The organism is Rhodococcus sp. NPDC049939 (assembly GCF_040656415.1).
Classification (GTDB): domain Bacteria; phylum Actinomycetota; class Actinomycetes; order Mycobacteriales; family Mycobacteriaceae; genus Rhodococcus_F.
The window spans coordinates 309837-324732 of sequence record NZ_JBFAMC010000003.1; the positions used below are offsets into that span (position 1 = coordinate 309837).

Below are 14896 nucleotides of genomic sequence, written 5' to 3' on the forward strand. Positions count from 1 at the left end.
TCCTCGGCAGATTCAGCAGACGCCGGTTTTCGCGGCGTCGTACGCCTTGATCATCTGATCCTTGCGTTCCGGTGTAGCTTCTTGCCATTCCGGTGTCTCGGCTGACTGATCGAAGAGGTTGTCGAGGGCCGTCGTCCGGTCGAAGGTCTCCCCGTTCTGTTGCGCATGCTCCTCCGCAGCACTCGCGTACTGAAGCAGGCTCTCGCACAGGGCTTGTTCGGCGAGGGAATCGGCTGACGCCTCGGCGGTTGCATTTGCCGCGCTCTCGGTGTCGTTGTCGGGTTCGGAACTACATGCCCCGAGTAGAACAGTGGCAGTGGCCAGCATTGCAACGACGGTTCGCATCATGCGCAAATTCATACCATGCGCAATACTCACCTTCTTGCCGGCCACTGCCACAACCCCTCGACTGAGACAGGTCAGTGCAGAACCTTCAGGCCAACCACACATCCCACGATGCCTACGATCAGCAGGACCTTCACGAGCGATGCGCTCTCGCTGCCCGTCAGCATCGCGTAGGCGACAGTCAACGAGGCGCCGATTCCCACCCAGACCGCATAGGAGGTTCCGATGGGAAGTTCGCGCATCGCGTATGCCAGACCCGCCATGCTGAGGATCAGCCCGACGCCGAAGACAACGCTGGGGCCGAGTTTGGAGAAGCCTTCAGATCGGCCGAGAGCAGTGGCCCAGACGGCCTCCAGAACTCCCGACAGTACTAATACGATCCATGCCATGACAAGCTCCCGTGCACCGTCTTTTCGCTGGCCGGGTACGGTGCGCTCGTCCGGATGTCGTATCGACGAGCCCTATGCTACACAACCGATACGAGGGGTGTCCGCGACGGCCTAGGCGCCGCGGACTGGATTTTCTCGAGTTCACAGGAAGTTCCCAGGGACCTGCCAGTGAGCGGGCAGCATTGTGGGTGACGATGATGGCCGTGAATGAGAAGCCTGCCGAAGCTCGTATCCTCGTCGTGGACGACGAGCCCAACATCGTCGAGCTACTGACTGTGAGCTTGCGATTCCAGGGGTTCGAGGTCGCCAACGCATCGACTGGCGCAGAAGGTCTGGACACTGCTCGCAGGTTCCGACCCGACGCCGTGATCCTCGACGTGATGATGCCGGGTGTGGATGGGTTCGGGCTTCTCAAGCGACTACGCGCCGACGGCGTCGATGTGCCGGTGTTGTTCCTCACCGCCAAGGACGCAGTGGAGGACAAGATCAATGGCCTCACGCTCGGTGCCGACGACTACGTGACCAAGCCGTTCAGCCTCGAAGAAGTCGTCACGCGTCTGCGAGTGATCCTTCGCCGCGCAGGCAAGTTGTCGGAGGAGGAGCGGTCCTCGCGTATCAAGTTCGCCGACATAGAACTTGACGACGACACCCGCGAGGTGTGGAAGTCCGGCGACCCAGTATCGCTGTCGCCCACCGAGTTCACGCTCCTCCGCTACTTCATGGTCAACGCGGGCACCGTGCTGAGCAAGCCCCGCATCCTCGACCACGTCTGGAGCTACGACTTCGGTGGCGAGGTCGGCGTGGTCGAGTCGTACGTGTCGTACCTGCGACGGAAGGTCGACACCGGTGAGAAGCCCCTCATCCACACCCTCCGGGGTGTGGGTTATGTCATGCGCGAATCGAAACGATGACCACCCCTGTAGACGGTGATTCACCGGCGGAGTTTCCTGACGCCGAGAGTTCGCGGCCCCGTCGCGGGATCAGGGCCCTGCCGTTGCGGATCACCCTCGTCGGCGCTGTCCTGTTGGTGACCGCACTGGGCCTCCTGGCGTCGGGAGTGGCGGTGACGACAGCGCTCGACAATTCCCTCATGCGCCGCATCGATCAACAGCTCGAGGATGCAGCGCAGGGGTGGGCGAAATCACATGAGGCGCGCCCGGCGCCGCGGCGGGTCCCACCCGATCCGGACCGGCCCCCGAGCCCCTTCTTCGTGCGCAGTGTGCTGCCGAACGGCATGGTCGTGCGCGAGATCAACGACGAATCCGCATCACCCGATCTACTGGCGAATCCCGGGAACAGCCCCGTGACGGTGGGTTCCGTGGACGGTTCCGACGTGCGCTGGCGTGCTCTGACCACCACCGCACCGGACGGTGCTCAGACCACTATCGCGATTGCACTGACCCCGACGGATCAAACAGTGTCCCAGCTCATTGCGCTCCAGTTGGGCATGGGCGTGGTCATCTTGATCGTCGCCGGTGTTGCCGCGTACTTCGTTGTTCGACGCAGCCTCCGCCCACTTGTCGAAGTGGAGGAGATCGCTGCCGCCATCGCGTCGGGCGACCTACACCGGCGCATCCCGGCCCGCGATGACCGCACAGAGATCGGGCGGCTGTCGGCGGCACTGAACGGCATGCTGGCACAGATCCAGCAAGCGTTCGCCGCCACCGAGGCGTCTGGGAAGTCGGCCAAACGCTCCGAGGAGAAGATGCGGCAATTCGTTGCCGACGCCAGTCACGAACTCCGCACGCCGCTGACCACGATCCGCGGTTTCGCCGAGTTGTACCGGCAGGGCGCGGTGACCGACGCCGAATCTCTGATGAGTCGCATCGAGGGGGAGGCGTCCCGGATGGGCCTGCTTGTCGAAGACCTGCTCATGCTCGCCAGGCTCGACACCGAGCGACCGCTCGAGAGCAGGCCTGTCGATCTCCTGCCAATGGCCGTGGACACCGTTCACGGTGCGCGTGCCGTCGCCCCCGAGCGGTCCATCGAACTCGACGTTCGGCCCGGACCCGGCACCCTCGAGGTGTCGGGTGACGAGGCCCGGCTCAGGCAAGTTCTGGGTAATCTGGTCGCCAACGCGACCAAACACACGCCCACTACTGCCGATGTCGTTGTGCGCCTGTGCCCCACCGAGGAATCGGTGATCCTCGAGGTCGCCGACACCGGTCCGGGCCTCAGCGAGGAAGACGCGGCGCGGGTGTTCGAACGCTTCTACCGCGCCGATGCCTCGCGAACCCGTAAGAGTGGTGGCAGCGGGCTGGGGCTGTCCATCGTTGCGGCGCTCGTTGCCGCGCACAAGGGCACCGTCTCCGTCGAGACCGCCCCTGGCGAAGGGGCCACATTCCGGGTCGAACTGCCGCGGTCCCGCTAGACGCAAGACACGGCTGCGCGCTTCAGCCCGGAACGGTGTCGACGTGCCCGAGTTCGCGCAAGGTGGCCTTGATCTTGGAGGCGGCCTCGTCCAGCGACTCCGCGGACGGGTGCGGGTCGGCCTTGCTGATGTCGAAGTCGCCGAGACCGTAGGCGGGGAACACATGGACGTGTAGGTGAGGGACCTCCATTCCGGCGACCAGCAGACCCGCGCGAGGCGCCGCGAATGCAGGACGGACGGCACGGCCGATTGTGCGGGCTACATCCATGACCTTGTTCCACAGTTCAGCGTCGACGTCCTGCCACTGATCGACCTCCTTGCGCGGGACGACCAGTGTGTGACCCTGGGTGACCGGTGCGATGGTGAGAAACGCGACCACATCCTCGTCCTCCCACACGAACCGACCGGGCAGATCTCCGTTGATGATTGCGCTGAATACAGATGCCATGAGGCGAGCGTATGCGCTCGCGCCCGAGAGTGCGTTCCAGGCGGCCGGGAATATGCCCGTGGCGGACTCACAGGAAGTTCGCAGGCAGCATCCAGGGTTCTGGGAGCCTGTGAGGCGAATCTTGTTTCCATGACGACGAACTCCCTTCCCCGCGCTGTGGGCGATACGAGTCGACTCGAGATTCCCGAGACCTCCGCAACGGCACCTGTGCTCGACGTCGTCGTGCCGGTCTACAACGAGGAAGCTGGACTCGAGAACTGCGTACGCCAACTCAAGCAACACCTCGACCGGAGCTTTCCTTACACCTCGCGCATCACCATCGCGGACAACGCCAGCATCGACTCCACGCTCCTGATCGCGACACGGCTGGCAGAAGAGTTGGATGGGGTGCGGGTGGTTCACCTGGAACAGAAGGGGCGGGGTCGGGCGCTGCGCGCCGTGTGGAGCGACTCGGACGCCGAGGTGGTGGCGTACATGGACGTCGACCTCTCGACTGACCTCAATGCCCTCATGCCCTTGGTTGCTCCCCTGTTGTCCGGTCACTCGGATATCGCGATCGGCTCCAGGCTTGCACGCTCGTCACGGGTGGTGCGAGGGTTGAAGCGTGAATTCATCTCGCGCAGTTACAATCTCATTCTGCGCGGCGCACTGCGCGCACGCTTCTCGGATGCGCAGTGTGGATTCAAGGCGATCCGCGTCGATGTTGCGCGGCAACTGCTGCCGTTGGTCGAGGACCACGGCTGGTTTTTCGACACGGAATTGCTCGTACTCGCCGAGCGTGCGGGACTTCGCATCCACGAGGTCCCTGTCGACTGGATCGACGACTCGGACAGCCGCGTCGATATCGTCACCACAGCAGTCGAGGACCTCAAGGGAGTCTGGCGAGTTGGCCGGGCATTGTCCACCGGGTCACTGCCTCTGACAGCGTTGCGTAGGAGCTTCGGTCGCGAGCCGCTGGTGCCGGGTGTGCCGCGGGGAATGGTCGGTCAGCTGGTTCGGTTCGCGGTTGTCGGCCTCGTGTCCACCATCGCGTACGTGCTGCTGTACATCAGTCTGCACCCGATGGTCGGCGCGCAGTGGGCCAACGCCGTCTCGTTGCTGATCACTGCCGTACTCAACACGGCTGCGAACCGAGCCTTCACCTTCTCTGTCCGCGGACCCGAGGGCGTCGCACGACATCAGATCCAGGGTCTGATCATTTTCGCCTATGGCCTGTCGTTGACCAGCGGTGCCCTGTTCCTGCTTCACTCCGCTGCACCCGACGTATCCAAGCACGTCGAACTCGCGGTGCTCGTCGTCGCCAATCTTGTTGCCACCGTGACCCGTTTCATCGCCCTTCGCTGGGTGTTCCGGAACGCTCGATCCGAAGGAGCCCCTGCATGACCACAACCTTGGAGATGCCCGCAACCGAGGCGTCGGAGGCCCAGACGCGTCGACGCTGGGAGCGCTGGGCACTCGCCGCGCTGCTGCTGGGCACCGCCGTCGCATACATCTGGGGTCTCGGTGCCTCCGGCTGGGCCAACCCGTTCTACGCCGCCGCCGTGCAGGCGGGTTCGGTGTCGTGGAAGGCGTTCTTCTTCGGCTCGTCCGACGCGGCCAACTCGATTACCGTCGACAAACCGCCGATGTCGTTGTGGCTGATGGCGCTGTCGGCGCGGATCTTCGGGATGTCCTCCTGGGCGATGCTGTTGCCACAAGCGTTGCTGGGTGTGGGATCGGTTGCGCTGCTCTACGCGACCGTGAAGCGGTGGTTCGGTGTATCCGCCGGTCTTCTCGCCGGCCTGGTGCTGGCGCTGACTCCCGTTGCGGCGCTGATGTTCCGATTCAACAACCCCGACGCACTGCTCGTGCTGCTGATGATCGCCGCCGTGTGGGCGATGCTGCGGGCCGTCCAGGACGGGCGCACTCGGTGGCTCGTCCTCACCGGTGTGTTCGTCGGCTTCGGCTTCCTCACCAAGCAGTTGCAGGTGATGCTCGTCGTGCCACCACTTGCCTTGACCTACCTCATTGCCGGACCGCCGAAGTTCGGCAAGCGCCTTGCCCAGTGCTTCGCCGCGCTCGGCGCCATGATCGTCTCGGCAGGTTGGTGGGTGCTGACTGTGGAGCTGTGGCCGGCATCCTCCCGGCCGTGGATCGGTGGGTCACAGAACAATTCGATCATCGAACTCACACTCGGGTACAACGGCCTCGGCCGGCTGAACGGCAACGAGATCGGCAGTGTCGGGCCCGGCAGCGCGAATGGGGCGGGCGGTGCCGGTGCCGCATTGACAGGCGCTCCGGCTCGCGGCCCGATGGACAGGATGTGGGAAGGCCCTGGCATCACTCGAATGTTCGACCCTGCGCAGGGTGGGCAAATCGCCTGGCTGATCCCGGCCGCGCTGATTCTGCTGGTAGTCGGACTCGTTCTGCGCGGCAAGGCTCCGCGCGTCGATGGCCAGCGGGCGTCGTTCGTCGTGTGGGGGCTGTGGCTGCTCGTTAGCGGTCTGACCTTCAGTTTCATGGCCGGGATCTTTCACGCGTACTACACCGTCGCGCTCGCACCGGCAGTCGCGGCTCTCGTCGCGATCGGCTCGGCTACGGCGTGGAGACACCGTGGCACACCGTGGGTGCGTGCGGTGATGTCCGCGACCTTGCTCGTCACGGCCACCACCGCATGGATATTGCTGAACCGCAGTGCATCCTTCATGCCGTGGCTGAAGTGGGTCGTGGTCGCCACTGGTGTCGTGGCCGCCGCCTTGGTGGTGATCCCCGCGTCGACACGTGGTCGAATCCCAGTAGTCGCCGTGCTGTGTTCCCTGTTCACCGGTCTCGCCGGACCCACCGCGTACACGCTCTACACGATTGCCGACGCGCAGCAGGGGTCGCTCGTCTCGGCCGGCCCCGAAGTCGACAACGATGACAGGGGTTTCGGCGGCATGCGCGGTTCTGCGACGACGGACGGCATGGGGATGCCGGGGGGCGCCACGGGGGTACCCGGCGGCACGAGACCAGACGGTGCCGGGATGCCTACCCCGCCAGGTGGCATGGGACCCGACGGTGCCGGCATGCCTACCCCGCCAGGTGGCATGGGACCCGACGGTGCCGGCATGCCTATCCCACCCGGTGGCATGGGACCCGACGGTGCCGGCATGCCTACCCCGCCCGGCGGCATGGGACCCGACGGCGGCACCGCAATCCAGGGCGGGGGAATGGGAGCCCCGAGCAGCGGAGCGGCTGGTGGCCTGTTGAACGCCAGCACCCCGGGCGAGGAGGTCGTCGCACTACTAGAGGCCGACTCGGATCAGTACACGTGGGTGGCGGCGACCATCGGATCCAACACCGCGTCCGGCTATCAATTGGCCACGCTGGACCCGGTCATGCCGATCGGTGGCTTCAACGGCACCGACCCGTCGCCGACACTGGATCAATTCCAGCAGTACGTCGAGGAGGGGCAGATCCACTACTTCATCGCAAACCCCGGCAGGCTGAGAGGGCAGGGACCGGCCTCGGAGATCTCCGCTTGGGTGGCGGAGCAGTTCACAGCGACCACCGTCGAAGGGGTGACTTTGTATGACCTCACTACCGACGGTGGGTAGTTGGTGATCCTTCCCAGCCCAAGTGGATGCGGGCGGGCTACGCCGACAACGTAGCCCGCCCGAGGCCCACGCCCTGGCCTCCCCTCGCCAGGGCGTGGGCCGTAGGCTGACCTCGTGCGCGTACTTGTTATCGGTTCCGGAGCCCGTGAACATGCCCTCCTTCTCGCTCTCAGTCGTGATCCGAGTGTCACTGCCCTGATGTGCGCACCCGGCAACGCCGGGATCGCCAAGGTTGCCGAGCAGCTCCCCGTTGACATCGCGTCGGGTGAGGCAGTGGCCGATCTGGCAGTGAAGGTGCAGGCCGACCTCGTCGTCATCGGCCCCGAGGTACCCCTCGTCCTCGGTGTCGCCGACGCTGTCCGCGCGGCCGGGATCGCCTGCTTCGGTCCGTCCGCCGCCGCCGCTCGTATCGAGGGGTCCAAGGCGTTCGCCAAGGATGTCATGGCAGCAGCCGGCGTCAGAACCGCACACAGTGAAATCGTCGACAATCCGGCCAAGCTGGATGAGGCTTTGGATCGCTTCGGACCCAACTGGGTTGTCAAGGACGACGGCCTGGCGGCGGGCAAGGGCGTCGTGGTCACCACCGATCGCGACACCGCCCGAGATCACGCGGCCGAATTGCTCGAGAACGGCCACCCCGTCCTCCTCGAATCCTTCCTCGATGGGCCCGAGGTGTCGCTGTTCTGTGTTGTCGACGGCGAGACCGTGGTGCCGTTGCTTCCCGCCCAGGATCACAAGCGCGTCGGCGACGGCGACACAGGACCCAACACTGGAGGCATGGGCGCCTACACGCCGCTACCGTGGCTGCGCGACGAGACGGTGACTCGCATCGTCGACGAGGTGGTCAAGCCGGTCGCCGCCGAACTCGTCGCACGCGGTTGTGCCTTCAGTGGTCTGCTCTACGCCGGGCTGGCGATCGGCAGGGAAGGCCCCGCCGTCGTCGAGTTCAACTGCAGGTTCGGCGATCCCGAGGCTCAGGCGGTTCTCGCGCTTCTGGAGAGCCCGCTCGGTGAACTACTGAACGCGGCGGCGACCGGAACATTGGATCAGGTTGCACCGCTCGAATGGCACGACGGCTCTGCGGTGACCGTGGTGCTCGCAGCTGAGTTCTACCCGGCAACGCCGCGCACTGGCGATGTCATCACAGGGTCGGATGGCGACGGAATTTTGCACGCTGGTACGAAAATAGTTGAAGATCAAGTAGTTTCGGCGGGAGGCCGGGTTCTCAGCGTTGTCGGGGTCGGCCCCGATCTCACGGCCGCACGCGACGAGGCTTACAGCAAGATCGCCACCATCAAACTGCCGGGAAGCCACTTCCGCAAGGACATCGGCCTCGCCGCAGTCGAAGGGCGAATTGCTGTGCCGTGACGGCGAATGTCTCAGCAGCAGGAGCTGGCCTGCGCTCCCGCGGCTTCAGCTGAGGTGGTGAACGGGACGTCGGTGCCACAGCCCGCGAAGATGCCGTAGTGGTGTGAGAAGTCTCCAAGGAACTGGAAGTACGGAGCAAATCGCGTGTCGGCGAGCATGCGCCACGTGTTGCCGCACACGGGAAACACTTTGCCGGTTTCGATCTCGTGATGCTTGTCGAGCAGAAAACTCCCCGGCTGCCCGGCTATACCGCCGTTGTAGACCACCGCCTGGCCGTAGTCTTCGCAGGCGGTCTCCAGGCCGTCCAGTTTGAACAGGCGGTAAGTCGCCGAATGGAAGCCGATGTTTCCGATCTTGGAGGCCACCTCGGCGTTGGTGATGTCGAGCGGACGATCGGTCACCAGGCGAGGATCGGCGAATCCGGAGGCTTTGGCCAGGGTCAGGAAATCGTTCCAGTACAAGGCGCCACTCAGGCACTCTCCGTACAGCACCTCGTCCTCACGAAGTGTTTCGGGCACCCTGCGATCGGCGTAGACATCCGAGAAGTAGAACTCACCGCCGGGCTCGAGCAGTCGGAACACACCGCGAAGCACGGCCTCCTTGTCGGCGGCTAGGTTGACGACGCAGTTGGAAACGATGACGTCGAAGCTGCCGGGCTCGAGGGGAAGCTGGTCGAGTTCCTCGATATAGCCTTTCAGAAACTGTGTGTTGTCGAAGCCGAAACGTTGGCTGTGCCAGTCCTGATATGTGCGCGCCACATCGAGCTGTTCATCAGTCATGTCGACGCCGGTGACACGACCCTCACTGCCCGCGAGTTGGGCCAGGGCATAGACGTCACGCCCGGTTCCGCAGCCGAGATCGAGAATGCGACGGCCATCCAGCAAAGCAGGGGACACCAGTCCGCAACCGTAGTAGCGGGCGAGCACTTCGGGGTGGATGGCGGAGAGGACCGGTTTCAGCCATTCGGGGACGTTTTCCGCGTCACAACAGGCGCTGGTCTTGAGGTCGTCGGTGCCTTGAAGCTGTCGACCGTAATAGTCGCTGACGGAACGCCGCAGATTGTCCACGGCGAGGGACTGGTTCATGATGGTTGTGCTCCCGATTGTCCGGTTTCCGAATCTGGCTACGGTTGTGCCGACTGCGGCCGACCATTCTGGGCTATTCCGGGCATAACCGCCGCCCCCACCCTACGCTCGAAAAAGCTGTGCTGCCTGGGACGATCGGGAAGGTAGGCGAACCGCCGTAAACTCTTCGATCTCTTCACTACCGCCCTCCTCGACGAGGAGGAGTTGCTTCCATTTCGGTGCATCCGCTCTCACGAAGCAACCGTTCGGCAAGTCCGGGGTGTGCGCCAGCTACCGTTGCACGATCGATCTGTCTGCCAGGGCCTTGACCGCGTCGACGACTTCGGAGCCGAACATGACCGGGTCGTTGTGGCCCGCGCCGTCGAGCCTGACGAGGTCGACAGGTCCGCCTGCCGCTTCGGCGACGGCGATGCTTTGCGCGGGCGGCACCAGTTCGTCGGCGCTGCCGTACACGACGGTCGTCGGTACGTCGATTTGCGCCACGTGTTCGGCTACCTCGAATCGATCGAGCAAGAGGAACCCGATGGGCAGTCCGAAGAACATTCGCCGTGCCAGCGACTCGAGATCGGTGAACGGCGACCGGAGCAACAGTCCAGCAGGGGGGTGCTCCAGCGCTAGTTCGCTCACCACAGCTGTGCCGAGGCTCTCCCCGAAGTACAGCATTCGGGCAGGTGACACCTGCTTCTGCTCGACGAGAAATCGGTATGCCGCCTGCGCGTCCAACGCGAGCCCCGCCGAGGTCGGTCGTCCGGGGTTGCCGCCGTACCCCCGGTAATCGAACAGCAGCACCGCAAATCCTTCGGCCGCGAGTTCGCCGGCCAATGGTGCTCGATCAGAGCGGTTCCCTCCGTTTCCGTTCGCGATCAGTACGGTCACATCACGGTCCGCGGCGGTCGGCGGCACGTACCAGGCGCCGAGTTCGAGCCCGTCGGATGTGGTCAAACGGACGTCCTCGGCCCCGGGCAGCACCTGCGATGCCGGAGGGACGGGCGTGGAGTCGGGAAAGTAGATGAGTCGCCGTTGAAACACCCACAGCGCCGCGATCAGTGCAAGCACCAGCACGAGAACGACCGCCAGAACGCGCAGCGACGTCGATGCGGGCACCATCATTCCAGTGTCGTCTCAACGTGTCGCTGTGGACAGTCCCCAGGGCGATCAGCCCAACAGTCGAGCTGTATCGAGACACTTTGGTCCACACGTAGGCGAGCCGCGATAGCGTCAATGGGTGCACCACGAATCTCAGCGGTCCAACATTCAAACCTTCCATGTCATGGACGTGTGGAAGGCGGCGATCGAGCGGCAAGGCACTCACGGCGACGTGCTTACGTTAGCTGCGGGGCAGCCGTCCACCCCGGCGCCTCAGCCGGTTCTGCGAGCATCGCGCGAAGCGCTCGGCAAGCACCTACTCGGCTATACGGAGACCTTCGGAATCGTGCCGCTGCGCGAGGCCATTGCCGAGTACCACTCCAGCAAGTCGGGCATCGATGTCGATGCGGACGACGTGGTCGTGACGACAGGTTCGTCGGGGGCTTTCACGCTGGTGTTCCTCGCGGCCTTCGACGTCGGCGACACGGTAGTGATGGCTCGCCCCGGCTACCCGGGCTACAGGAATACGCTTGCCGCCCTCGGCTGCAAGGTCATCGAGATCGATTGCGGACCCGACACCCGATTCCAGCCGACGGTTGCAATGCTCGAGGACCTGCCACAGCCACCCGCCGGCTTGATCGTCGCGAGCCCCGCCAACCCGACCGGCACTGTGATCGACGCCGATGAGTTGGCCGCCCTGGCTCGCTGGTGTGACGATCACGGGACACTGCTGATCTCCGATGAGATCTATCACGGCATCGGCTACGGCGACCAGGTGATGACCAGCGCATGGGAGACGTCCCGCGAATCCGTTGCCGTGGGTTCGGTGTCCAAGTACTTCTCGATGACGGGCTGGAGACTGGGCTGGATGCTCGCGCCGTCGGGACTGCGCCCGGCATTGCAGCGCCTCTCGTCGAACATGACCGTGTGCCCGCCTGCCATCTCCCAGTACGCGGCGATCGCCGCGTTCACCCCCGAGTCGAGGTCCGAACTCGACAGTCACGTCCAGCGCTATTCCGTCAATCGTGAACTTCTGCTTGCAGGCCTGCCGGAGTTGGGTATCAGCGATCTCGCCCCTGCGGATGGTGCGTTCTACGTGTACGCCGACATCGGACACCTGCTCGACGAAACCCGCGCCGAGACATCGACTCAGTGGTGCTCGCGCCTGCTCCAGGACACCGGTGTGGCGCTGGCGCCCGGCGTCGACTTCGACACGGTCCGTGGCAATCGCACGGTCCGGCTGTCTTTCGCCGGCGCCACCGCGGAGATCCGTGAAGCGTTGGTCCGGCTGGGCCGCTGGATTCAGCCGTAGTCGGCGACGCCAGTACTTGCGGTGCAATCTGCGAGGTTGTTCGATGGAGACGGGCGCATTTTCGGGCGGTGAAGAAGGCCGGGAGGGCCGGGAAGGCACGGAAAACGTCGACGTGACCTGCCGCAGAAGAAGCGACCGTGAGTATGATTACAGTATTACAGGAACCTCGGGCATAAAGGCGACGACATGAGCGACAGCAGTCATCCACAGCCACCCGTTCCTGGTGGAGTACGTATCGGAACAGTGGAACGGGAGAAGGCCGCGGCCACTCTCGCCGAGCACTACTCTGCCGGGCGCCTCGACACCGACGAGTTCGACACCCGAGTGCGCAAGGCGTACCTCGCCAAGACAGTCGGGGATCTCACGCCCTTGTTTGCGGATCTGCCGGACAGACCGCACTTCGGCGCCGACTCCCAGCAGGTGAAGCGAAGTCCGGAACGTGATACCGCACCACTACGAATGCTGGTGTTCGTGCTGGCCGTGCTCGCTGCCATCCTGTGGGTCGTCACGGTCCGTGTGCCGCCACTCGTGTTCCTGCCCATAGTCTGGCTCGTTCTCGCCCGGGTCTACGTCGGCCGACGGTCATGCGGTGCGGGGTGAGGGGAAAAACTCGAGCTAACCCCGAGCACGTCCACTGACTTTGCAGTCTGTGCTCGAATTTGCCCTGGTGCGACGCTCTCAGCTGGGAAGATGAATCTGTGTCTACCGCGGTAACTCCCAAAGGCGAACGACGCCGTCAGGCGCTCGTGGAGGCTGCCGCCGATTTGCTTCTCGAGGGTGGTTTCGACGCGGTTCGCCACCGTTCGGTCGCGACACGCGCAGACCTGCCGCTGGCGTCGACCACCTATTACTTCGAGTCCCTCGACGACCTCATCGCGAAGGCAGTCGAGTGCAACGGAAACCGCGACCTCGCAGTCATGCGGTCACGCGTCGAGGATGTCACGCACCGTCCCCGTGGGCCGGAATCTACCGTTGATCTCCTCCTCGATCTTCTTATCGGACCCTCGTTGATCAGCGTGGATTGCCGTGATCGGCTGATTTCGCGGTACGAGCGTTTCACCGCGTGTGCGCGCCACCCCGAGTTGCGTGACGTCCAGGTGCGGTTGGGCGTGCAACTCCATGACTTACTCTCCGAGGCGTTGCGCCGCTCCGAACGGGACGTCCGGCAAGAGCAGATGCGCAGACTCGTCGCGGTGGTCGACGGCGCAATGCTGACCTCGCTCGGTGAGCATGACGCCGACTTGCGCACACTCGCCCGAACCATGCTGCTCGACGTCGTCGACATCGTGGCGCCCTCGGTGGACAAGCCGGACCACATTCGACCGTAGGGTCGCCGTAAGCTGAGGACTCGTGAGCCGCATCCCGAATGTCCTTGCCAACCGTTATGCCAGCCCCGATCTCAACGAGCTGTGGTCGCCGGAGCGCAAGATCGTGCTCGAGCGTCAGCTGTGGCTGGCCGTGTTGCGTGCTCAGGCCGAACTCGGGATCGATGTGCCCGCCCAGGCCCTCTCCGACTACGAGCGGGTGCTGGAGAACGTTGACCTCGAGTCGATCGCCACTCGTGAGCGCGTGACCCGTCACGACGTGAAGGCGCGCATCGAGGAGTTCAATGCCCTCGCCGGCCACGAGCACGTTCACAAGGGCATGACCAGCCGCGATCTCACCGAGAACGTCGAGCAGCTGCAGGTGCTTCGCTCGCTCGAGCACGTATACGACCACGGTGTCGCCGTCGCCGCCCGTCTGGGCGAGCGGGCCGCCGAGTACACCGGCATCGTGATGGCAGGACGCTCGCACAACGTCGCCGCGCAGGCCACCACACTCGGCAAGCGTTTCGCGTCGGCGGCCGACGAACTGCTGGTCGCTCTCACCCGTGTGCGTGAGCTGATCGACCGCTACCCGTTGCGCGGCATCAAGGGGCCTATGGGCACTGCCCAGGACATGCTGGACCTCCTGGGCGGTGACGCCGCGAAGCTCGAGCAGCTCGAGGCCAAGGTCGCCGAGCATCTCGGCTTCGCGCACGTGTTCACCAGCGTCGGCCAGGTGTACCCGCGCTCGCTCGATCACGATGTGCTGTCCGCGCTGGTCCAGGTCGGTGCCGCGCAGTCGTCGCTCGCCCACACCATCCGCCTGATGGCCGGCCACGAGCTGGTCACCGAGGGCTTCCAGCCCGGTCAGGTGGGCTCGTCCGCGATGCCGCACAAGATGAACACGCGCTCGTGCGAGCGGGTCAACGGCCTGCAGGTGGTGCTGCGCGGCTACGCCTCGATGGCCGCCGAGCTGGCCGGTGCCCAGTGGAACGAGGGCGACGTGTTCTGTTCGGTCGTCCGCCGTGTCGCGCTGCCCGACGCGTTCTTCGCGATCGACGGCCAGATGGAGACGTTCCTGACGGTGCTCGCTGAGTTCGGCGCCTACCCGGCCGTCATCGAGAACGAGCTGGCCCGCTACCTGCCGTTCCTCGCCACCACCAAGGTCCTCATGGCGGCCGTTCGCGCCGGGGTGGGGCGCGAGACCGCGCACGAGGTCATCAAGGAGCACGCCGTCGCCGTCGCGCTCGGGATGCGTGAGGAGGGCAGGGAGCCCGACCTGCTCGACCGCCTCGCCGCCGACGAGCGTCTGGGGCTGGATCGGGCCGCACTCGACGAGGCACTTGCGGACAGGAGCGCGTTCGTCGGTGCTGCGGGTGCACAGGTCGATTCGGTGGTCGCCGAGGTGCAGAAGCTCGTCGACGCCAATCCCGACGCCGCTCGATACGTTCCCGGAGCTATTCTGTGACAACGAATTTCGAAATCGGCTCGTCTGATCGTCGCAGCCAGCAATGTAGAACCGGCCTGTGACACGGTCGGCCCTCCAGTCCACCCGACCACCGCCGACTCCCTCCACACCGGACGACACCGTCATCCTCACAGTGACGGCATCA

14 protein-coding genes and 1 riboswitch are annotated in these 14896 nt (G+C 64.7%); of the genes, 9 read left to right on the top strand and 5 right to left on the bottom strand.

Going from position 1 to position 14896, the window contains the following annotated elements:
• Positions 1 to 12 precede the first annotated feature (12 nt).
• A complete protein-coding gene (locus tag AB0I57_RS13645; RefSeq protein WP_358335723.1) occupies positions 13 to 348 on the bottom strand; it encodes a hypothetical protein in 336 nt (111 codons plus the stop codon).
• A 71-nt stretch (positions 349 to 419) separates the two neighbouring features.
• Positions 420 to 734 (bottom strand): multidrug efflux SMR transporter, encoded by a 315-nt coding sequence (locus AB0I57_RS13650; protein ID WP_358335726.1) that lies wholly within the window; start codon positions 732 to 734, stop codon positions 420 to 422.
• 10 nt (positions 735 to 744) lie between these two features.
• A riboswitch (guanidine-III (ykkC-III) riboswitch) is annotated at positions 745 to 806 on the bottom strand.
• Between the two features lie 122 nt (positions 807 to 928).
• Between AB0I57_RS13650 and AB0I57_RS13655 the strand changes: the two genes are divergently transcribed.
• Together AB0I57_RS13655 and AB0I57_RS13660 are read left to right on the top strand one after the other, a co-directional pair.
• A complete protein-coding gene (locus tag AB0I57_RS13655) occupies positions 929 to 1645 on the top strand; it encodes a response regulator transcription factor (RefSeq protein ID WP_358335729.1) in 717 nt (238 codons plus the stop codon).
• 77 nt (positions 1646 to 1722) lie between these two features.
• Positions 1723 to 3105, top strand: coding sequence for a HAMP domain-containing sensor histidine kinase (locus AB0I57_RS13660; RefSeq protein WP_358336427.1), 1383 nt, complete (start codon positions 1723 to 1725; stop codon positions 3103 to 3105).
• Positions 3106 to 3127: 22 nt separating this feature from the next.
• Here the strand turns inward: AB0I57_RS13660 and AB0I57_RS13665 are convergent, their stop codons facing one another.
• Positions 3128 to 3553, bottom strand: coding sequence for an HIT family protein (locus tag AB0I57_RS13665; protein WP_358335732.1), 426 nt, complete (start codon positions 3551 to 3553; stop codon positions 3128 to 3130).
• A 129-nt stretch (positions 3554 to 3682) separates the two neighbouring features.
• Between AB0I57_RS13665 and AB0I57_RS13670 the strand changes: the two genes are divergently transcribed.
• The 3 genes from AB0I57_RS13670 (at position 3683) to purD (ending at position 8496) form a co-directional block, all read left to right on the top strand.
• Positions 3683 to 4936, top strand: coding sequence for a bifunctional glycosyltransferase family 2/GtrA family protein (locus tag AB0I57_RS13670; protein ID WP_358335735.1), 1254 nt, complete (start codon positions 3683 to 3685; stop codon positions 4934 to 4936).
• The gene (locus AB0I57_RS13675; protein WP_358335737.1) at positions 4933 to 7128 is read left to right on the top strand and encodes a glycosyltransferase family 39 protein; all 2196 of its coding nucleotides are present in this window, start codon (positions 4933 to 4935) and stop codon (positions 7126 to 7128) included. The genes AB0I57_RS13670 and AB0I57_RS13675 overlap by 4 nt, the downstream gene beginning before the upstream one ends.
• A gap of 114 nt (positions 7129 to 7242) precedes the next feature.
• Positions 7243 to 8496, top strand: a complete 1254-nt coding sequence (gene purD, locus AB0I57_RS13680) for a phosphoribosylamine--glycine ligase (RefSeq protein WP_358335738.1) — start codon at positions 7243 to 7245, stop codon at positions 8494 to 8496.
• Positions 8497 to 8507: 11 nt separating this feature from the next.
• Here purD and AB0I57_RS13685 read toward each other — a convergent pair whose 3' ends face one another.
• A complete protein-coding gene (locus AB0I57_RS13685; protein ID WP_358335740.1) occupies positions 8508 to 9581 on the bottom strand; it encodes a methyltransferase domain-containing protein in 1074 nt (357 codons plus the stop codon).
• 270 nt (positions 9582 to 9851) lie between these two features.
• Positions 9852 to 10688 carry an alpha/beta hydrolase gene (locus tag AB0I57_RS13690; protein ID WP_358335742.1) on the bottom strand — a complete coding sequence of 279 codons (837 nt, stop codon included), beginning with the start codon at positions 10686 to 10688 and terminating at the stop codon, positions 9852 to 9854.
• A 118-nt stretch (positions 10689 to 10806) separates the two neighbouring features.
• Between AB0I57_RS13690 and AB0I57_RS13695 the strand changes: the two genes are divergently transcribed.
• From AB0I57_RS13695 to purB, 4 genes are all read left to right on the top strand, one after another.
• Positions 10807 to 11979 (top strand): pyridoxal phosphate-dependent aminotransferase, encoded by a 1173-nt coding sequence (locus tag AB0I57_RS13695; RefSeq protein WP_358335745.1) that lies wholly within the window; start codon positions 10807 to 10809, stop codon positions 11977 to 11979.
• Between the two features lie 186 nt (positions 11980 to 12165).
• Positions 12166 to 12579, top strand: a complete 414-nt coding sequence (locus tag AB0I57_RS13700) for a DUF1707 domain-containing protein (protein ID WP_358335748.1) — start codon at positions 12166 to 12168, stop codon at positions 12577 to 12579.
• Positions 12580 to 12677: 98 nt separating this feature from the next.
• Positions 12678 to 13307: a TetR family transcriptional regulator gene (locus tag AB0I57_RS13705; RefSeq protein ID WP_358335751.1), complete on the top strand. Its 630-nt coding sequence runs from the start codon at positions 12678 to 12680 to the stop codon at positions 13305 to 13307.
• Positions 13308 to 13329: 22 nt separating this feature from the next.
• A complete protein-coding gene (gene purB, locus AB0I57_RS13710; protein ID WP_358335754.1) occupies positions 13330 to 14751 on the top strand; it encodes an adenylosuccinate lyase in 1422 nt (473 codons plus the stop codon).
• The last annotated feature ends 145 nt before the right edge of the window (positions 14752 to 14896 follow it).

Excerpts from the sequence above, each read along its gene's own strand:
- AB0I57_RS13655 (WP_358335729.1), top strand. The coding sequence starts at position 929 with ATGATGGCCGTGAATGAGAAGCCTGCCGAAGCTCGTATCCTCGTCGTG.
- AB0I57_RS13685 (WP_358335740.1), bottom strand. The coding sequence starts at position 9,581 with ATGAACCAGTCCCTCGCCGTGGACAATCTGCGGCGTTCCGTCAGCGAC.
- AB0I57_RS13690 (WP_358335742.1), bottom strand. The coding sequence starts at position 10,688 with ATGGTGCCCGCATCGACGTCGCTGCGCGTTCTGGCGGTCGTTCTCGTG.
- AB0I57_RS13645 (WP_358335723.1), bottom strand. The coding sequence starts at position 348 with ATGATGCGAACCGTCGTTGCAATGCTGGCCACTGCCACTGTTCTACTC.
- AB0I57_RS13670 (WP_358335735.1), top strand. The coding sequence starts at position 3,683 with ATGACGACGAACTCCCTTCCCCGCGCTGTGGGCGATACGAGTCGACTC.
- AB0I57_RS13665 (WP_358335732.1), bottom strand. The coding sequence starts at position 3,553 with ATGGCATCTGTATTCAGCGCAATCATCAACGGAGATCTGCCCGGTCGG.
- AB0I57_RS13650 (WP_358335726.1), bottom strand. The coding sequence starts at position 734 with ATGGCATGGATCGTATTAGTACTGTCGGGAGTTCTGGAGGCCGTCTGG.
- AB0I57_RS13675 (WP_358335737.1), top strand. The coding sequence starts at position 4,933 with ATGACCACAACCTTGGAGATGCCCGCAACCGAGGCGTCGGAGGCCCAG.
- AB0I57_RS13700 (WP_358335748.1), top strand. The coding sequence starts at position 12,166 with ATGAGCGACAGCAGTCATCCACAGCCACCCGTTCCTGGTGGAGTACGT.